The 18,570-nt window shown below is 61.5% G+C and carries 21 protein-coding genes; 12 read left to right on the top strand and 9 right to left on the bottom strand.

Going from position 1 to position 18,570, the window contains the following annotated elements:
• Nucleotides 1-145 precede the first annotated feature (145 nt).
• The 5 genes from ANTHELSMS3_RS16295 (at nt 146) to ANTHELSMS3_RS16275 (ending at nt 4,185) form a co-directional block, all read left to right on the top strand.
• Nucleotides 146-460: a hypothetical protein gene (locus tag ANTHELSMS3_RS16295; protein ID WP_094035790.1), complete on the top strand. Its 315-nt coding sequence runs from the start codon at nt 146-148 to the stop codon at nt 458-460.
• Complete coding sequence (locus tag ANTHELSMS3_RS16290; RefSeq protein ID WP_094035789.1) at nt 457-1,503, top strand: hypothetical protein; 1,047 nt, start codon at nt 457-459, stop codon at nt 1,501-1,503. Before ANTHELSMS3_RS16295 ends, ANTHELSMS3_RS16290 begins: the two co-directional genes overlap by 4 nt.
• 195 nt (nt 1,504-1,698) lie before the next feature.
• Nucleotides 1,699-2,220, top strand: coding sequence for an adenosylmethionine decarboxylase (gene speD, locus ANTHELSMS3_RS16285; protein WP_094035788.1), 522 nt, complete (start codon nt 1,699-1,701; stop codon nt 2,218-2,220).
• Between the two features lie 124 nt (nt 2,221-2,344).
• A complete protein-coding gene (speE, locus tag ANTHELSMS3_RS16280) occupies nt 2,345-3,199 on the top strand; it encodes a polyamine aminopropyltransferase (protein WP_094035787.1) in 855 nt (284 codons plus the stop codon).
• Between the two features lie 191 nt (nt 3,200-3,390).
• Nucleotides 3,391-4,185, top strand: a complete 795-nt coding sequence (locus tag ANTHELSMS3_RS16275) for a crotonase/enoyl-CoA hydratase family protein (protein WP_094035786.1) — start codon at nt 3,391-3,393, stop codon at nt 4,183-4,185.
• 6 nt (nt 4,186-4,191) lie between these two features.
• Here the strand turns inward: ANTHELSMS3_RS16275 and ANTHELSMS3_RS16270 are convergent, their stop codons facing one another.
• Nucleotides 4,192-4,590, bottom strand: coding sequence for a PaaI family thioesterase (locus ANTHELSMS3_RS16270; protein WP_094037186.1), 399 nt, complete (start codon nt 4,588-4,590; stop codon nt 4,192-4,194).
• An 81-nt stretch (nt 4,591-4,671) separates the two neighbouring features.
• Between ANTHELSMS3_RS16270 and ANTHELSMS3_RS16265 the strand changes: the two genes are divergently transcribed.
• Genes ANTHELSMS3_RS16265 through gluQRS form a run of 4 tightly spaced genes read left to right on the top strand, consistent with a single transcriptional unit; the run spans nt 4,672 to nt 8,380 of the window.
• Nucleotides 4,672-5,469 carry an enoyl-CoA hydratase gene (locus ANTHELSMS3_RS16265; protein ID WP_094035785.1) on the top strand — a complete coding sequence of 266 codons (798 nt, stop codon included), beginning with the start codon at nt 4,672-4,674 and terminating at the stop codon, nt 5,467-5,469.
• A 59-nt stretch (nt 5,470-5,528) separates the two neighbouring features.
• Nucleotides 5,529-6,893, top strand: a complete 1,365-nt coding sequence (gene trmFO / locus ANTHELSMS3_RS16260) for a methylenetetrahydrofolate--tRNA-(uracil(54)-C(5))-methyltransferase (FADH(2)-oxidizing) TrmFO (protein ID WP_094037185.1) — start codon at nt 5,529-5,531, stop codon at nt 6,891-6,893.
• Nucleotides 6,894-6,905: 12 nt separating this feature from the next.
• Entirely contained in the window at nt 6,906-7,511 is a 606-nt protein-coding gene (locus tag ANTHELSMS3_RS16255) for a class I SAM-dependent DNA methyltransferase (protein ID WP_094035784.1), read from the top strand.
• On the top strand, nt 7,508-8,380 hold the full coding sequence (gene gluQRS / locus ANTHELSMS3_RS16250; RefSeq protein ID WP_094035783.1) for a tRNA glutamyl-Q(34) synthetase GluQRS: 873 nt from the start codon (nt 7,508-7,510) through the stop codon (nt 8,378-8,380). Before ANTHELSMS3_RS16255 ends, gluQRS begins: the two co-directional genes overlap by 4 nt.
• Before the next feature lie 9 nt (nt 8,381-8,389).
• On the opposite strand, the gene hisI is transcribed toward gluQRS, so the two are convergent.
• Nucleotides 8,390-8,755, bottom strand: a complete 366-nt coding sequence (hisI, locus tag ANTHELSMS3_RS16245) for a phosphoribosyl-AMP cyclohydrolase (RefSeq protein WP_094037184.1) — start codon at nt 8,753-8,755, stop codon at nt 8,390-8,392.
• Nucleotides 8,756-8,821: 66 nt separating this feature from the next.
• Between hisI and ANTHELSMS3_RS16240 the strand changes: the two genes are divergently transcribed.
• Entirely contained in the window at nt 8,822-9,274 is a 453-nt protein-coding gene (locus ANTHELSMS3_RS16240) for an iron-sulfur cluster assembly scaffold protein (protein ID WP_094037183.1), read from the top strand.
• Between the two features lie 107 nt (nt 9,275-9,381).
• A complete protein-coding gene (locus tag ANTHELSMS3_RS16235) occupies nt 9,382-9,678 on the top strand; it encodes a hypothetical protein (RefSeq protein ID WP_198319825.1) in 297 nt (98 codons plus the stop codon).
• A 183-nt stretch (nt 9,679-9,861) separates the two neighbouring features.
• On the opposite strand, the gene ANTHELSMS3_RS26355 is transcribed toward ANTHELSMS3_RS16235, so the two are convergent.
• The 5 genes from ANTHELSMS3_RS26355 to sciP form a co-directional block, all read right to left on the bottom strand.
• A complete protein-coding gene (locus ANTHELSMS3_RS26355) occupies nt 9,862-9,984 on the bottom strand; it encodes a hypothetical protein (protein ID WP_302630573.1) in 123 nt (40 codons plus the stop codon).
• Between the two features lie 177 nt (nt 9,985-10,161).
• Complete coding sequence (gene recG / locus ANTHELSMS3_RS16230) at nt 10,162-12,252, bottom strand: ATP-dependent DNA helicase RecG (protein WP_094035781.1); 2,091 nt, start codon at nt 12,250-12,252, stop codon at nt 10,162-10,164.
• Entirely contained in the window at nt 12,249-14,513 is a 2,265-nt protein-coding gene (ligA, locus tag ANTHELSMS3_RS16225; protein WP_094035780.1) for an NAD-dependent DNA ligase LigA, read from the bottom strand. Before ligA ends, recG begins: the two co-directional genes overlap by 4 nt.
• Nucleotides 14,514-14,575: 62 nt before the next feature.
• Nucleotides 14,576-15,292, bottom strand: a complete 717-nt coding sequence (ctrA, locus tag ANTHELSMS3_RS16220) for a response regulator transcription factor CtrA (protein WP_094035779.1) — start codon at nt 15,290-15,292, stop codon at nt 14,576-14,578.
• A 94-nt stretch (nt 15,293-15,386) separates the two neighbouring features.
• Nucleotides 15,387-15,665: a CtrA inhibitor SciP gene (sciP, locus tag ANTHELSMS3_RS16215; RefSeq protein ID WP_094035778.1), complete on the bottom strand. Its 279-nt coding sequence runs from the start codon at nt 15,663-15,665 to the stop codon at nt 15,387-15,389.
• Between the two features lie 123 nt (nt 15,666-15,788).
• Between sciP and mnmA the strand changes: the two genes are divergently transcribed.
• Nucleotides 15,789-16,931 (top strand): tRNA 2-thiouridine(34) synthase MnmA, encoded by a 1,143-nt coding sequence (gene mnmA, locus ANTHELSMS3_RS16210; RefSeq protein ID WP_094035777.1) that lies wholly within the window; start codon nt 15,789-15,791, stop codon nt 16,929-16,931.
• 141 nt (nt 16,932-17,072) lie between these two features.
• Here mnmA and ANTHELSMS3_RS16205 read toward each other — a convergent pair whose 3' ends face one another.
• Both ANTHELSMS3_RS16205 and ANTHELSMS3_RS16200 read right to left on the bottom strand, forming a co-directional pair.
• Nucleotides 17,073-18,281, bottom strand: coding sequence for a beta-ketoacyl-[acyl-carrier-protein] synthase family protein (locus tag ANTHELSMS3_RS16205; protein ID WP_094035776.1), 1,209 nt, complete (start codon nt 18,279-18,281; stop codon nt 17,073-17,075).
• Nucleotides 18,278-18,538, bottom strand: a complete 261-nt coding sequence (locus ANTHELSMS3_RS16200; RefSeq protein ID WP_094037182.1) for an acyl carrier protein — start codon at nt 18,536-18,538, stop codon at nt 18,278-18,280. The genes ANTHELSMS3_RS16205 and ANTHELSMS3_RS16200 overlap by 4 nt, the downstream gene beginning before the upstream one ends.
• Nucleotides 18,539-18,570 lie beyond the last annotated feature (32 nt).

Genomic DNA, 18,570 nt, shown 5'->3' with positions numbered 1-18,570 from the left:
TGCAAAATCAAACGGTTAAAATAATGGTATTACTATACCCCACAAAATGACCCTCAATACACAGGTTGGCACAGGGGGCTGCCCCACTTGCACCCCCGACGCACCACGGGCATGAACCGGATACACGCGAACCAAGGTGCCTTCCATGTTTTCCTTTGGCCCCCTTCTTGCCGCCCTTGCTCTATTTGCGACCGCCACTGCCTTTGGCATGGGTGTGATGCGCAAACTGGTGCAGGTTCATGAGGCCCGCCATGAGCTGAAGCAGGGCTCTGCCGGATTCCTTCGCACCATCGCGGGTTGGTCAATGATCGGCTTCTGGGCGATGGCCACATGGTTTTTCGCCACGATCATCGGCGACTGGGGCGTTTCGGGTGATTTGGGTGGGGCGGTGGCCCGGTCGTGGCTGCGGCTGGAAATCCTGCTGCACATCGCCAGCGCCCTGTCAGAGGCGGACTCATGAGTACGCCGCAGACGGACCAGTCCGAGCTGCGCTGCCCCTCTTGCGGCGGTCAATGCGTCTACGACCCCAACGTGCAAATGCTGAAATGCACCAGCTGTGGCACAACGCAGGGTCTCGAAAGCCCCTGGGACAGTGCCGCCAGCGCCGAGACCGATTACCGCGCCGACACGCCAGAAACCCTGCCACCAGACCTGCCGGACATGCGCGCCCACCGGTGCGAAACCTGCGGCGGCGAGGTGGTGTTTACCGGAGCGTCGCTATCGGACCGCTGCCCCTATTGCGACGGTGCTGTGGTTCTGTCGACCACCGATCACGGCTATCGCACCACTGCGCTGATCCCGTTCCGGGTGCCCGAGCAGGCGGCCCAGACCCATGCATTGGATTGGGTCAAAGGCCGGATTGCCGCCCCCCGCGGCCTTTCTGAAACGGTGGAAAAGGGCCGTGTTGCCGGGCTTTATGCACCATTCTGGACATTCGACAGCCAGGAGGCGGTCGATTACTGGGCCAGCTACACCACCGGCAGCGGCAAGAACCGCCGCAAGCGGCGTACCAGTGGCACGATGAAGATCGGCTTTGATGACCTTCTGATGCCTGCCAGCCCCCATGTCACCCCGTTGATCCGCGATGGCATCCTGCATCAGTTCGATCCTCGCCGCCTGCGCCCCTATCGCGCCGGGTATCTGGCCGGGTTCGCCGCCGAACGTCATCATCAAAGCGTCGGCGAGGGATTGGGGGCCAACGAGGCCGACAAACGCCTGCTGATCCGCAATCACATCAAGGCCAACATCGGCAAAAGCGGCGTGTCGAACATCACCTTCAAGACCGACACCACCGGCATCCGTTATCGCCGCATCCTGCTACCGGTTTGGATCCTGCACTATCGCTGGAAGGACAAGCCGATGAAGGTGGTCGTGTCCGGTCTGGATGGCCGCACCTTTGGCGAGCGGCCCTTTTGCCCGCGCAAATTGACCTACTACGCGGCCGCAGCCAGCCTTGCGGTCATTGCCTTTGGCCTGCTCTGGGGGGCGGGTGCCGCGCCCTGACGGCGAAGGCTGTCACAAAACTTTCTTCGCGCATGCAGAAAAAAAGGGTTGATCGACTCAAAGGTCGGTCTTAGGTGAGCCTCACTTTCGGAACCGATCCCAACCCGAACGCCCAGCCAAATGCTGGGCATTTGTGTCTTCGGGGGGCGCTAAGGGACCGACTGGAACGCACTACTGGATTGAAGGAGGAATGTCATGAAGGACATCAACCTCTTCCAACTGGGGTACGGTCTGGAGACAGGCGCCCAAGAGGAAGACACCACCCGGGGTCTCGCCCCCGCGAACGATTCCGCATCCCCGCGCGACGTATTCGACGAGGACCGCGAAGATCACTTTATCCGTCGCGACGGCAACGTCTTTGCAGGCACCCACCTGATCATCGAGGTGGTCGACGGGCACGGACTGGACGATGAGGCGCGCATTCAGCAGGCCTTTCGCGACTGCGTGGACACCTGCGGCGCAACCCTGCTGCACATCCACACGCACAAGTTCAGCCCGCAGGGCGTGAGCGGCGTGGCCGTTCTGGCCGAAAGCCACATCTCGGTCCACACATGGCCGGAAATCGGCTATGGGGCCTTTGACGTCTTCATGTGCGGTGACGCGCAACCGTGGAAAGCGGTTGATGTTCTGGCCCGCGCCTTTGGCACCGCCGACGTGCGCGTTAAAGAACTGCTGCGCGGCGAAGGCGTGGTATCAGAGGCTGGCGTCGCGGCCTGATTGTGGCGTTCGACCCTGACCCCGACCAAGGGCGGCCTGTGCCGCCCTTTTTTCTTGACCCATCCCGTTTGAGATGCCCGGCCCGCCTGTTAGTTTCGCGCCCGGGACCCGCAGGAGACCAAAGATGACCGACATGCCCAACTGGATGCGCGAACAACTGCATGGCCACTACGCGCAAAGCCTGACCGTCGACAAACTGCTGTACGACAGCGAAACCGACCACCAGCGCCTGCGCGTATTCGAAAACGGCACCTTTGGCCGGGTCCTGACGCTGGACGACGTGATCCAGACCACCGAAGGGGACAACTTCATCTACCACGAAATGCTGACCCATGTGCCGATCCTTGCACACGGCGCAGCAAAGCGTGTGTGCATCGTCGGCGGCGGCGATGGCGGCATGGCGCGCGAGGTATTGAAACACACATCGGTCGACCATGTGACCATGGTCGAGATCGACGCGGGTGTCGTTGAATTCTCGAAGGAATACCTGCCGATGCTGTCGCAGGGTGCCTTTGACGACCCTCGCCTGGACTTGGTGATTGCCGACGGCGCCGAATATATGAAAACCACCCAAGGCGGCTATGATGTGATCATCGTCGACAGCACCGATCCGATTGGTCCGGGTGAAGTCCTGTTCACCGATACCTTTTATGGCCACGCGAAACGTGCGCTGACGCCCGGCGGTATCCTTGTCACCCAGAACGGTGTGCCGTTCCTGCAGGGCGATGAGCTGACCAACACAATGCGTGCCTTCAAGGCGCTGTTCGCGGACGCGACCTGTTACATGGCAACCGTGCCCACCTACGCGGGTGGCCCGATGGCCTTTGGCTGGGGCACAGACGGCGACGCGCGGGCGGTGCCGCTGGAGATCCTGCAACAGCGTTTCGCAGATGCGGGCATCACAACCGACTACTACACGCCCGAAGTTCACAAGGCGGCCTTTGCCCTGCCACGCTACGTGCTGAACCTGATGCCGTGACAGAGGGGGCTCTGCCCCCGCCGCTGCGCGGCCCCCCGGGAGGTATTTTGCCAGAGAAGAAACAGCGACCCCGCGCTTCTTCTTTGTCCAAATACCCCATTGCCCGATCGAAAACCACGCAACGTCACGGCTATGCGCACGGGCGATGCCGCCCCTATGCTGGCGACAACAGCCGCAAGGGAGCACATTTCATGTCCGATACAGTCCGCGTCACCCGCGATGGCCCCATTGCCGAGGTCATCCTCAACCGCCCGGACAAGCACAACGCCGTCGATCTGTCGGTCTTTGAAGGGCTGGCACAGGCGGGCGAGGATTTGAAGCGCGCCGATGGGCTGCGCGCCGTGGTCCTGCGCGGTGAGGGGCCGAATTTCTGCTCCGGCATCGACACGTCTCTGTTCTCCGCCAACCCCGACCCCAAGGCACTGATCGGAAAGATCCTTGAGGTGCCAGAGGGCGAGACCGCCAACATGTTCCAGAAACCCTGCACCGTCTGGCAGGAACTGGAGGTGCCGGTCATCGCTGCGCTTACCGGCGTTACCTATGGCGCGGGATTCCAGATCGCCCTTGGCGCAGATATCCGGCTGGCGGCACCCGACATCCGCATGTCGGTGATGGAAATCACGTGGGGCCTGATCCCCGACATGGGGATCACCACCACCCTGCCCCGGCTGATGCGCGCCGATCAGGCCAAGGAGCTGATCTTTACCGGGCGCGTGGTCGAGGCGGCAGAGGCGGCGGCGCTGGGCCTTGTGACGCGCGTCTGTGAGGACCCGCTGACAGAGGCGCGCGCGTTGGCGCAGGCCATCGCAGGCAAGAACCCCGACACCATTCGCCGCGACAAACGGCTGGTCAATGACAGCTGGCTGATGGACCGGGCGGCGGCGCTGCGGTTGGAGGCAGAATTGCAGGCAGAGGTCATCGGCCAGCCCAACCAACTGGAGGCGGTCTTTGCCCGCATCCAGAAACGCGCGCCGAACTTCAAGTGACGCACTTCATGCTCGGGTGGGCGGGATCGAATAGGTCAGTGAGGCATGGGCCACCGGCTGGGTCGTGCCCTCACTGAAGAGCAGCACATCGGTCACCGACAGGGCGCGGCCCAGTTTCAGCACGCGCGCCTCTGCCAACAGATCAACACCCGCCACCGGTTTGCGCATGAAATCGATGGAGCAATGGATCGTCACCGCCAGCGACTCTTTGCCGACAAACCCCAACGTCGCCACATAGGCCGCCACATCAGCCAGTGAGAACATCGCCGGGCCGGACACGGTGCCGCCGGGCCGCAGGTGCTTGTCATCGTTAAACAGCCGCATCACCAGCAGGGTCTCATCCATCCGGTCGATCCCGAACATGCCCCGGACCTGGGGAAAGACCTCGTCCAGAAATCCGGTCATTTCTTCGGCGGTGATCTTGAGTTCCAAGCGCTTTCCTCCTCTGTTGGGCGCAGCTAATCTGGCCCAAACGAGGAGGACAAGATGGAAATCCTGGAACGTCGCGACGCGGGTGGCATCGCGCATCTGCACATGAACGCGCCGGAGCGGCTCAACGCGCTCTCGGATGAGATGCTGGCCGCCCTTCAGGCGCAGATTGATGCGCTGGGTCAGGACCGCGACACGCGTGTTGTCGTGATCTCGGGCGCGGGCAAGGCGTTCTGCGCGGGTCACGATCTGAAACAAATGCAAGCTGGCCGTCAGGCAGAGGATGGGGGCAAAGCCTATTTCGCTGATCTGTTCGGGCGCTGCGCCAGCGTCATGTCCGGTCTGACCCGCCTGCCCCAACCGGTCATCGCGCAGGTCCACGGTATCGCCACCGCGGCCGGTTGCCAGATGGTCGCCTCTTGCGATCTGGCGGTTGCGGCAGAGGGCACGCGGTTTGGCGTCAACGGTGTGAATATCGGCCTTTTCTGTTCGACGCCGATGGTCGCTCTGTCGCGCAACATCCCGCGCAAGAAAGCGTTTGAGATGCTGACCACAGGCCGCTTTTTGTCAACCGAAGAGGCAGAGCGCGCCGGGCTGATCAACAAAGCCGTGCCGCATGACCAATTGGAGGCCGCAACGCAGGAGTTGGCCGAAACACTGGCGGGCAAGCTGACGGCGGCGGTCAAGATCGGCAAGAGTGCGTTTTATGACCAAATCACCATGGGGCTGGATGAGGCTTATGCCTATGCTGGCGATGTCATGGTCAAGAACATGCTGTGGCGCGACACGGATGAGGGGATTTCTGCCTTTCTGGAAAAACGCGCGCCGGATTGGGCCGTCAAGACCGACAACTGATCCTGTTCAAAACGCGTCGCGGGCTTGGCTTTGCCCGCGTGCTCGCCTAGATGCGGATCATGACAGAGAGATTGCATATCGTCGGCGGCGGCATGGCCGGATCCGAAGCAGCCTGGCAGGCTGCGAACATGGGCGTGCAGGTGGTCCTGCACGAGATGCGGCCAAAGGTTAAGACCTTTGCGCATCAGACTGGAAACCTTGGGGAAATGGTCTGTTCGAACTCGTTCCGATCGGACGATCATGAACAGAATGCCGTGGGTCTCCTGCATTGGGAGATGTTGCAGGCGGGCGGATTGATCATGCGCACCGCCTATGCCCGGCGCTTGCCCGCCGGTGGCGCGCTGGCGGTGGACCGCGAAGGCTTTGCCGAGAGCGTGACCGAGGCGTTGACCGCGCATCCCAACATCATGATTTCGCATGAGGAAATCACCGACCTGCCCAGCGAAGGCCAATGGATTTTTGCCACTGGCCCGCTGACCTCTGCCGGTCTGGGGGCGGCAATCCAGCAAGAAACCGGAGCCGACCGGTTGGCGTTTTTCGACGCCATCGCGCCAATCGTCTATGCGGAAAGCATCGACATGTCGGTGGCGTGGCGACAGTCGCGCTATGACAAAGGCGAGACTGAGGAAGAGCAAAAAGCCTATCTCAACTGCCCCATGACCAAGGACCAGTATGAGGCGTTTATCGACGCCCTTCTGGCCGCCGACAAAACCGAGTTTCACGAGGGCGAGACCGCGGGATACTTCGACGGTTGCCTGCCGATTGAGGTCATGGCTGAACGCGGGCGCGAGACGCTGCGCTTTGGTCCGATGAAACCCATCGGCTTGACCAATCCGCACCAGCCCGAGGTCAAGGCCTATGCCGTCGTGCAATTGCGCCGCGACAACGCGCTGGGGACACTTTACAACATCGTCGGTTTTCAGACAAAGATGAAGTACGGCGCGCAAGCTGATGTATTCAGGATGATTCCCGGCTTGCACGATGCCAGTTTTGCGCGACTGGGCGGCATTCACCGCAACACCTTTCTGAATAGCCCGACACTGTTGGACGACCAGATGCGCCTGCGCTCAAAGCCCAATATCCGCTTTGCGGGACAGGTAACTGGGGTCGAGGGCTATGTTGAATCCTCTGCCATGGGGCTGCTGGCCGGGCGGATGGCCGCGTCGGATATCCTTGGCGTTTCGATGCCCTCGGTTCCGCAGGACAGCGCTCATGGGGCCCTGATCCACCACATAACCGGCGGCGCCGAGGCCAAGACCTTTCAGCCGATGAACGTCAACTTTGGCCTGTTCCGCCCGCTCGAAGGGCTGCGGGGCGGTCGGAAAGGACGGCGCGAACGCTATAAAGGTTATACCGACCGCGCCAAAGACGTGTGGACTGACTGGCTGGCGCAACAAGGGGTTGACGGCAAGGCCGCAGAGTAGAACGCTGGTCCCATGAGTGATCCCTATTTTGATAAGGTCTACAAGGCCCGAACCGAGGACGAGACCCGCGATCTGTATGACGCATGGGCCGCGACCTATGAGCAATCCGTTGAGGGCGAAGGCTATGCCACGCCAAAGCGTTGTGCCGAGGCGTTGCGTGCCACTTTGGGACAGCCAGACGCGTCGGTTCTCGACTTTGGCTGTGGTACGGGCCTGTCGGGCATTGCGCTGCGTCTTGCGGGGTTTACGACACTCGACGGTGTGGATTTGTCACCCGGAATGCTGGAACAGGCGCGCGAAAAAGACATCTATCGCAACCTGACGTCGATCCGCCCCGATGATCCTGTCCCTGCGGGCTATGCCGCTATCGCGGCAATCGGGGTGATCGGTGCCGGTGCGGCACCACTGGCGGCGCTTGACCGTATTTTCGATGCGCTGGCACCGGGGGCGCAATGCGTCTTTTCCTTCAACGATCACACGCTTGAAGACCCGTCCTTTGAGGCGCTGGTCGACCGCCGGATCGCCGAGAGCCATATACGGCAGTTGTTCCGCGAACATGGTGACCACCTGCCCGGAAAGAACATGAAGTCCACTGTATACGTTATTGAAAAAGCGTGACATTCACCACACGATTTGCCCCATCCCCCACGGGGCCTTTACACCTTGGTCACGCCTATTCCGCGCTGCTCGCGCATGATTTGGCGCGCGCCGCCGCGGGCCGGTTTCTGTTGCGGATCGAGGATATTGACCACACCCGATCGCGCCCGGAATGGGAGCGGCAGATCTACGATGATCTCACATGGTTGGGCCTGACTTGGGATGCCCCCCCTTTGCGGCAATCCGACCGGCAGGACGCCTATCGCGCCGCGCTGAGTGATCTCTGGTCACGCGGTTTACTGTATGGCTGCACCTGCTCGCGCCGCGATATTGCCGCTGCCGTCGCCGCCCCGCAAGAAGGGGCTGACCCGGTGTTTGGGCCCGATGGTCTGATCTATCCCGGTACATGCCGTCATCGCTATCCCCGCGACGGCGTTTCACCGCCCGAGGGCATGGCCCTGCGCCTTGACATAGCGGCGGCCTTGAACGCACTGCCGCAATCCTTGCCCGGCTTCACCGAGATTGGGCCGGAGGGGGAAACGCCCGGGCGTGTGGTGCCGATCTATGCTGAGGAACTCACTTCAAGAGTTGGCGACATTGTCCTGTCCAGAAAGGATTTTCTGGGATCTTACCATTTATCTGTTGTCTTGGACGACGCGGCGCAGGACGTCACCCATGTCATTCGTGGCAAAGATCTGTTTGACGCGACTCAAATTCACGTCCTGTTGCAGGCGGTGCTGGGAATAACAACGCCCACATACCTGCACCACCGCCTGATCCGCGATGAGCAGGGTCGCCGGCTTGCCAAACGGGATGACGCCCGCGCCTTGGCCACGTACCGCGCCGAGGGCCTGTCTCCATCGGACATCCGCGCCAAAATCGGCCTGTAACGCCCCGATCTATTTATCTGCCATCGGCTTCATCAGCTCGACTTCATCGCCTTCACGCACTGCCGTATAGAAACACGACCGCCGATTGGTATGACAGGCCGGCCCGGTCTGCCGCACCAGCACCAGCAGGCAATCGCGGTCGCAATCCACCCGGAAATCGACCAGTTCCTGAACATGACCCGAAGTTTCGCCCTTGATCCAGAACGCCTGACGCGAACGGGACCAATACGTCACCCGCCCGGAGTCCAGCGTCATGGCCACCGCTTCGGCGTTCATCCAGGCCATCATCAGCACATCGCCGCCATCAGCGTCCTGAGCGATACAGGGGATCAGACCGCGATCATCATACTTTAGTGTCGTAGGGTCGAAAGCCATGGGAAAAACCTTTTGCATCAGCGGCACCGCTGCCTATGTATGAGGAACCCGCAGCAGGAGAAAGCCATGAGTGGCGAAACGGACCTGATCAAGCTTTATTCCGGCCGAATTCTCGAACTGGCCGCCGACATCCCGCACAACGCTCGGCTGGACTCGCCGCAGGTCAGTGTCAAGAAACGCTCGCCGTTGTGCGGATCCACGGTGACGGTCGATATTTCGATGCAGGATGGCAAGGTGTCGGACTATGGCCAAGAGGTAAAGGCCTGCGCGCTGGGACAGGCTGCAGCGTCGGTTGTCGGCGGTGCCATCATCGGACGCACGCCCGAAGAACTCACCGCTGCCCGGGACGCGCTGCGCGCCATGCTCAAGGAAGACGGGCCAACCCCGCCCGCGCCGTTTGACGGGCTTGAGGTGCTGCGCCCGGCGACCTCTTTCAAGAACCGCCACGCCTCTATCATGCTGGCGCTGGATGCCGCCTGCGAGGCGGTTCAGGAAGCACGGCAAATCCATTCGGCTTAACCCTCTGTTGGTTCGTCTTGCGCTAGGCAGGGGAAATAGCAGAGGCAGGCGCTGGCCCCCTCCACCGCGACATGGACAAGATCCTGCGGCCCATAGAGGAGCCGTTATTGGACAGCGTCTCACGGATCGTCTTTTGTGCATGTGTCGATACGAACGGCTGGCTGCCGACGCATAATCGCAAGTTTCCCAGCTACACGGCGCGGACTCGGTCAGGAACGCTGCGCATTGCCAATTTTGACGATCGGGCCGGGGCGAAGACCAGGCGCAATGCCCGACCGCTCCTACCACAGGCCAATCGCCGCGACATGGGCGGTAGTGAATTTGTGATGATGAAATATCTGGCTGTCCGCAATACCCTGCGCGCGCTGCATTGGGGCGGATGGCGGTTGGCCTATCGGTTCTGAAACATAGGAGTGCCCAAAAAAACCGCCGCACTCCGGGACAGGGAGGCGGCGGCAAGGAGCGTGTCGATCTGTAGGGTCCCGGATCGTGATCGGTTACAGGCAGGAAAACCGATTAGGGGACAGGATGCACATCGGGACAGGTGATATGCGACAGACCCGGACTACAGACACGCAGGCAGAAACTCAGAAAACGGATGGCAGGTGCAGCGCGCCGACAAAGATCACCACAAGAGAGATGACACCAAGTGTATCTTGCCAGAGCGTCGCGTGCTGGCGGTGCAAGGCGGTCTTGACGGTCTCGATCATGGCGCGTCTCCAATGTTCCGTTTGTTGACCCTTTGTTCTCATATCATTAACGCCGTGTAAAGAACTTAATGAGAACATTTGAGAACAAAATGGGTTCAATGACGAGCGCGCGTAGATCTCATTGGTTCTGAGCCGGACGTGACAGGCTGAAATTAAGAGTGTTTAGGCGCTTCGTCGTTAACCCACACCGATCAACCGGATCGCCTCGTCCTGTCGCATCAGCCAGAGCAACAAACGCGCCGCCTGCCCCCGCGCGCTTTGCAGGTCGGGATCTTCGGCCAGCAGGCGCCGGGCGTCCGACTGTGCCACCGCCATCAACCCGGCCTGCCTTTCAAGGTCGGCCACGCGGAACCGGGGTAAACCCGATTGCGCCAGACCGATCACATCCCCGGCACCGCGCATTTCCAGATCCACCTCTGAAATACGAAACCCGTCTTCGGTTTCGCGCAGGGTTGTCAGGCGGCGCTGCCCTCCGTCGGACAGCGGCGGCTGGTACATCAACAGACAGGTCGAAGCCGCCTCTCCCCGCCCGACGCGACCGCGCAATTGGTGCAACTGCGCCAGACCAAAGTATTCGGCCCGTTCGATCACGATGATCGAGGCATTGGGCACGTTCACGCCCACCTCGATCACCGTGGTGGCCACCAGAACAGAAGTTTCGCCAGCGACAAACCGCGCCATGGCGGCGTCCTTGTCCGCTGGCGGCATCTGACCGTGGACCAACCCCACAACGCCCTCGCCAAGCGCCGCACGCAAATGCTGAAACCGCGCCTCGGCGGCGATCAGGTCAGAATTTTCGCTTTCTTCAACCAGCGGGCAAACCCAATAGGCCTGCCGCCCTTCGATCACGGCCTGCCGCAGGTGATTGACAACCTCGTCCATCCGTTCGTTTGACAGCAGCGCGGTCTTGACCGGTTTGCGCCCCGGCGGCTTTTCATCCAGCACAGAGACATCCATGTCGCCGTATTGCGCGAGCGCCAGACTGCGCGGGATCGGCGTGGCCGTCATCACCAGCACATCCGCCGCCGCGCCCTTGCGGCCCAGTTCCATCCGCTGACGCACGCCGAACCGGTGCTGTTCGTCGACCACCGCCAACCGAAGATCGGCAAATTGCACATCGGCCTGAAACACCGCATGGGTGCCGACAAGGATCTGAATGTCGCCCTGCGCCAGCGCGCCCAATTTGGCCGCCCGTTCTGTTCCCTTGTCGCGCCCGGTCAGCAATTCCAGAACCACGCCTGCGCTTTCCGCAAGCGGCCGCAACCCCTCAAGATGTTGCCGGGCGAGGATTTCCGTCGGGGCCATCATGACGCCCTGCCCGCCGGCCTCTACCGCCGTCAGCAACGCCATGAGCGCCACCAAGGTTTTCCCCGACCCCACGTCGCCCTGCAACAAACGGTTCATCCGCTGTGGCCGGGCCATGTCCTCGGCGATTTCGGCGATGGCGCGGGTCTGCGCACCGGTCGGCGCATAGGGCAGCGCCGCCAGAACGCGGTTGCACAGCCGTCCATCGCCCCGGCTGACGATCCCGCTGGCGCGCCGCCGCCGCGCGCGGGCAAGCGCGAGAGTCAATTGATGCGCCATCAACTCGTCATAGGCCAGCCGGGTTCGCGCCGGGGCCGTTGCCGCCAGATCGCGCGCCGCTGTGGGCGCATGGGCGCGGCGCAATGCCTCTGCCCAGTCCGGCCAAGTCTCAGCGGCCTTTTGCGCCGGATCGATCCATTCCGGAAGGTCCGGCACACGGGTCAGCGCGTCGTCCATGGCGCGCGCCATGGTCTTTTGCGTGACATTGCCGGTCAGCGGGTAGACCGGCTCATACCCCGGCAGGTCGTCCGCCTCATCCGGGCGCAGCATGTGGTCGGGATGAACCATCTGTGGCACCCCATCGAACAATTCGACCCGGCCGGACAGGATGCGCCGCTGCCCGGTCGGCAACATGCGTTGGATGTAATCGCCGTGGCCGCGGAAAAAGACCACCTGAAACCGGGTGCGCGCATCATCCACCTCAACCCGGTAGGCTCCACCCTTACGGGCCGCCGCACGGTGATGGCCAATCGTCACCTCGACAGTGGCGACGCCGGGCAGATCGACGTCCAGCACACTGTCGCGCAGGGCCCGGTCGATGCCCGAATAGGGCAGCGTCATCAGCAGGTCGCGCGGCGTTTCGATCCCTGCCGCGTCCAGCGCCTGCGCGGTCTTGGGGCCGATTCCGTCCAGCCCGGTCAGATCGGCAAACAACGGCCAAAGCGTCTCAGGCCGACCGCTCATGCGCCGATCAACTCCAGCCAGCCATCCTCATCAAGGACTGTCAGGCCAAGATCCCGCGCTTTTTGTTCCTTGCTGCCCGCTCCGGGACCGGCCACCACGATGTCAGTCTTTTTCGAGACCGAGCCAGAGACCTTGGCGCCCAGAGATTCCGCCCGCGCCTTGGCCTCGGCCCGTGTCATCCGCTCCAGTGAGCCAGTAAAGACGACGGTCTTGCCCGCGACGGGAGACCCTTCGCTTGCAGGGCGCTCAGGCGGCTGGATTTCCAGATGTGCGACCAGCCGGTCGATCGAGGCACGTTCTTGTGGGTTGGCCAGCGCGTCGGACAGGGATTGCACAAGGACAGAGCCGATTCCGTCGATGCCGGTCAAATCCGCCCAGTTGTCCATCGCGGCTTGTGGCACGTCCATGTCGGCGACAACAGCGTCGCGGGTTTCCTTGATCCGGGCGCGGCGGCTTTCTTCTGCGGCTGTCGCGCGTTCTGCCCGCTCTGCCTCATCGGCGGCACGATGCGCAAGGATCGCGGCACGGGCGGCGTCAACGGTGTTTGCCAGCGCCTCCCAACTGCCGAAATGCAAGGCTAGATCGCGCGCAGCCGCCTCGCCGACGTGGCGAATGCCGAGGGCAAAGATCAGGCGTTCCAACGCGATATGCCGCCGCGTCTGAATGGCCGCAAACAGGTTAGAGGCCGATTTGTCGCCCCATCCATCGCGGTTTTTCAACCGGGCCAAGGTGTGGGAGTCGCGATCCTCCAGTGTGAAGATGTCTGCAGGTTCGTGGATGGCAAGACTGTCGTCGCCATGAAACATCTCAATCTGTTTCGCGCCGAGACCCTCAATATCAAAGGCCCCGCGTGAAACGAAATGTTTCAGCTTTTCAACCGCCTGTGCCGGGCAGATCAACCCACCAGTGCAGCGACGAATGGCATCGCCCTCTTCGCGGATGGCGTCGGACCCACACTCCGGGCAGGTGGTCGGGAACGCAAAAGGTTGCGCGCCCTCGGGGCGTTTCGTCAGATCGACATCGGCCACTTTGGGAATCACATCCCCGGCGCGGTAGACTTGCACCCAATCGCCAACACGGATGTCCTTGCCGCCACGGATCACCCGACCCTGGCTGTCGCGTCCCGCAATGTAGTCCTCATTGTGCAGCGTCGCGTTCGACACGACGACACCGCCAACCGTGACCGGCGTCAGGCGCGCCACCGGGCTAAGCGCGCCGGTGCGCCCGACCTGAATGTCGATCGCCTCCAGCCTCGTCCAGGCCAGTTCCGCCGGAAATTTATGCGCAATCGCCCAACGTGGCGTGGTCGACCGAAACCCAAGTCGCCCTTGCAGGTCCAGCTCGTTGACCTTGTAGACCACCCCGTCGATGTCGTAGCCCAGCGTCGCGCGCTGTTCCTCGATCCGTGCATAGTGGACCAGCATGTCCTCGGGGCCGTCGCACAGTTGCGTCAGCGGGTTGGTCTGAAACCCAAGCTGGGCTAACCGCTCAATCGCGCCGATCTGGGTCTCGGCCAATGGCGCCGACAGCTCACCCCAGGAATAGGCAAAAAATTTCAAAGGCCTGCTGCGCGTGATCTCGGCATCCAGCTGACGCAACGATCCGGCCGCAGCGTTGCGTGGATTGGCAAAACTCTTGCCGCCCCGTTCCGTCTGGCGCTGGTTCAGTGCCTCGAAATCCGCATGGCTCATGTAGACCTCGCCGCGCACCTCCAGCACATCCGGCGCGCCGGTCAGGACTTGAGGGATGTCGTCTATTGTGCGGGCATTTGCGGTAACATTCTCGCCCACGGACCCATCGCCGCGTGTAGCTGCCTGGATCAACGCGCCTTTTTCATAGCGCAGCGCCAGCGACAGACCGTCGATCTTGGGTTCCGCTGTGTAGGCAAGCCGAGCGCCCTCGCCCAGCCCAAGGTATCTGCGAATCGACAGGTCAAAATCGGCAATGTCCCCGTCTTCGAACGCATTGGACAAGGACAGCATTCGGACGCTGTGTCGAACCTTGGAAAAACCTTCGGCCGGGGTTGCACCAACCTGTTCGGTCGGGCTGTCGTCGCGTTTCAAGGACGGAAAACGCGCCTCGATGGCGCCGTTGCGCCGCCTTAGCCTGTCATATTCGGCATCCGAAATCTCGGGCGTGTCTTCGGCGTGATAGGCCTCGTTTGCCTCAGCCAAAACACGCGAAAGAGACGCAAGTTCTGCTTGCGCCTCTGCCTCGGTCAACTCTGCGACCTCTGTTTCATAGAACGGTGTCTTGCCCATCCCCGCGCCCCGCGTTTTCACCTGACTGAGTGATAGGCGTACGTCGGGATGAGGTCCAGCGCTCAGCCGGTTGCTGCAATCGCCTTCGTTTCTTCCTGGCTGGGTTCGGGATCACGCAGGACATAGCCACGGCCCCAGACCGTCTCGATATAGTTGTCGTCGCCGGTCGCCTCTGACAGCTTTTTCCGCAACTTGCAGATAAAGACGTCGATGATCTTCAGTTCCGGCTCATCCATGCCGCCGTACAGGTGATTGAGGAACATCTCCTTGGTCAGCGTGGTGCCCTTGCGCAGCGACAGCAGTTCAAGCATCTGGTATTCCTTGCCGGTCAGATGCACCGACTTGCCAGCCACTTCGACTGTCTTCGCGTCCAGGTTGACCGAAATCTTGCCCGTTCGGATGATCGACTGCGAATGCCCTTTCGACCTCCGGATGATCGCATGAATGCGCGCCACCAGTTCGTCGCGGTGGAACGGCTTGGTCATGTAGTCATCGGCGCCAAAGCCAAAGCCCTTGATCTTGGACTGGGTGTCGTCCTCGCCTGTCAGGATCAGGATCGGCGTGTCGATCCTTGCCACCCGCAACTGGCGCAGCACCTCATGCCCGTTCATATCCGGCAGGTTCAGATCCAGCAGGATCAGATCGTAGTCATAGAGCTTGGCCAGATCGATCCCTTCTTCGCCCATATCCGTGGAATAGACGTTGAGATTGGCGTGGCTCAGCATCAATTCGATGCTTTTTGACGTGGTCGGATCGTCTTCAACCAACAGGATACGCATATACAGTCTCCGGGCAATGACTTCGGTTGAGATACAACCTGAGCGAAAAAGGTTAACGCCCCCTTACCATACCTGTTCGAAGAAGCAATTCAACTCAAGGTTGACGATATTTTTGAACGCGCGTGACCTTGAGCGCATCTTCGCCGTGCCGAGTTGCCGCCTGAACCCATTCCAGCAACTCTTCATCGCTAAGACTGTAACGATCTTTGGCCTGATCATGGGTCAGCAACCCGAAGGTGACGGCCCTGACCACCGCCGCCTTGCGTGACGCGACCCATCGCCGGGTTTCCTTCGGAGGCAAATCGGCGCGTGTCATGGTGCTGCCATCCGGCAACCTGACTGCACGCGGACCTTCGATCTTCTTGAGGAACATATTTCGCACTCCAACACTTAGGTGGCGGCCATAAAGACACGCGGCACTTAACGACCACTGAAATGCACCCCTTGAGAGTATTTCGTATTTTCCTATATTCAGCGCATTCCAAGGAGAGTCGTCATGCCCCTCGACACGCGCCCGCTGAACTCGCTGGGTCTGCCCAAGCCGCCGTCCGAAACCCGCGTCGTCGTCGCCATGTCCGGCGGCGTTGACAGTTCCGTGGTGGCCGCAATGCTGAAAGAAGAAGGCTATGACGTCGTCGGCGTAACCCTGCAACTCTACGATCACGGTGCAGCGCTGGCAAAAAAGGGCGCGTGCTGCGCCGGCATCGATATTCACGATGCCCGCCGCGTGGCCGAAGACATGGGGTTTCCGCACTACGTCCTCGACTATGAGAACATCTTCCGTGAGGCGGTGATCGACGAATTCGCCGACAGCTATCTGGGCGGCGCCACGCCGGTGCCCTGCATCCGGTGCAATGAACGTGTAAAATTCAAAGATCTTCTTGAGACCGCCAAGGATCTCGAGGCCGACTGCATGGCCACCGGCCACTACATCCAGCGCATGAATGGCGCACAGGGCGCTGAACTGCATTCCGCTGCCGACGCCTCGCGCGACCAAAGCTATTTCCTGTTCTCCACCACGCCGCAGCAACTGGACTTCCTGCGCTTTCCGCTAGGCCACTTGCCGTCAAAGGATGACACCCGCGCACTGGCGGCGAAATACGGGCTCAGCGTGGCGATGAAGCCCGACAGTCAGGACATCTGCTTTGTTCCTGACGGCAATTATGCCGCTGTAATCGAAAAACTGCGCCCCGGGTCGGCCGAACCGGGCGAGATCGTGCATGTGGACGGGCGCGTTCTGGGGGAACACAACGGCGTAATCCACTACACCATTGGCCAACGTCGCGGCCTTGGCATCGGCGGGCTGGCCGACCCACTCTATGTAGTGAAACTGGATGTGGACACGCGCCGCGTCATCGTCGGCCCCAAGGATCTGCTGGCCACCCGCACGGTTCCTGTGCGGGAAATCAACTGGCTGGGCGACGTTCCCTTTACTTCGCAAGAGGAATGGCACCTGAACGTCAGGGTCCGCTCCACCCGCCCCCCGCGTGAGGCCATCGTGCGCCCGATCTCGGACACAGAGGCCGAGGTCGAACTGGTGGTGGCAGAAGAAGGTGTCAGCCCAGGTCAGGCCTGCGTCTTCTACGCGCCAGAAAGCTCACGCATCTTTGGCGGCGGCTGGATCTGGCGCGGGTACTAAGCGCACCCCGGGCTTCTTCTTTGTAAAAATACTCCGGGGGAGCGTAGCGACGGGGCAGCGCCCCGCCTCCGAGACGGTGGCCAAAGGCCCCCGTCGAGGCATTCAGCGCGCCGCTAGGCGCACAATTGGATCACCGAAAGATCAGGCGCGCCCCAGCACCAGCACCGCGTTCAACCCGCCAAAGGCAAAGGCGTTCGACAACACCACATCCACATCTGCCTCACGCGCCACATTCGGCACCACGTCCAGCGCGCATTCCGGATCCGGTTCCTCATAGCCGATGGTGGGGGCAATCACCCCGTCCTTCAACGCCATCAGGCAGGCCAGCAACTCCACAGCTCCCGTGCCACCGATCAGATGGCCGTGCATCGACTTGGTCGATGAGATCATCAGATCGTCCGCATGGGTGCCGAACACATCCGCCACAGCGGCGCACTCGGTCTTGTCATTGGCGGCCGTCCCGGTGCCATGCGCGTTGATGTACCCCACCCGCGTCTTGTCGACCCGCGCGTCGCGCAAAGCGCCCGATATGGCCCGCGCCGCGCCATGTTTCGACGGCATTACAATGTCCGACGCGTCCGAGGTCATGGCAAAGCCCAGCACCTCGCCCAGGATCTCGGCACCGCGGGCGCGCGCGTGGTCATAGTCCTCAAAGACAAAGACCCCCGCGCCCTCGCCCTGCACCATGCCGTTGCGGGTGGACGAAAACGGACGGCAGGCATCCTTGGACATCACCCGCAGCCCTTCCCAGGCCTTCACGCCGCCAAAGCACAACATCGATTCAGACCCGCCAGTGATCATCGCGGTGCACATCCCCGAACGGATCATGTTGAATGCCTGCCCCATCGCGTGGTTGGAACTGGCACAGGCGGTCGCCACGGTGAAACTCGGTCCCTTGACGTTGAACTCCATGCTCACATGGCTGGTGGCGGCGTTGTTCATCAGCTTGGGGACGATAAAGGGGTGAACGCGGTTCTTACCCTCTTCGTAGACCGCGCGGTAATTGTCATCCAGCGTGGTCATTCCGCCGCCCGACGTGCCAAGAACCACACCAGAGCAATCGGCAAGATCGCCTTTGAACTCCAACCCGGACTGTGCCACCGCCTCGCGCGCCGCCAGCAGGGTGAACTGGGTGAACCGATCGTACAGCGCCAACTGCTGACGGTTGAAAACCGTCTCCGGCTCAAACCCCTTGACCTGACCGCCGATGCGGATGGCCAGACGCTCGACGTCGCGAAACTCCAGTTCCCCGATGCCGCACCGCCCCTCACGCATCGCCTCGAACGTGGCGGGGACGTCCTGGCCAAGCGCGTTGATCGTGCCCGCGCCGGTAATGACGACGCGTTTCACGATGTCTGCTCGGCGATCAGCTTTTCGATGCCTTCGACAATCTTTGCCACGGACGAAATGTCGAAATCCGATTCGGTCGGATCGTTGGCATTGAACGGCACCGAGATATCGAACTGCTCTTCGATGGAAAAGATCGCCTCGACCAGACCCAGCGAGTCGATGCCCAGATCCTCGGGCGTGCTCTCCATTGACACATCCGCGACATCCAGCATCGCCTGATCCGCAATAATCTGAAGAACCTGTTTCCTGACGTCCATGATCATGGCCTCACGCTTGTCCAGAATTGCCG

The sequence above is a fragment of the Antarctobacter heliothermus genome, assembly GCF_002237555.1.
Classification (GTDB): Bacteria; Pseudomonadota; Alphaproteobacteria; order Rhodobacterales; family Rhodobacteraceae; genus Antarctobacter; species Antarctobacter heliothermus_B.
This window is presented reverse-complemented; position numbering and strand designations above follow the sequence as displayed.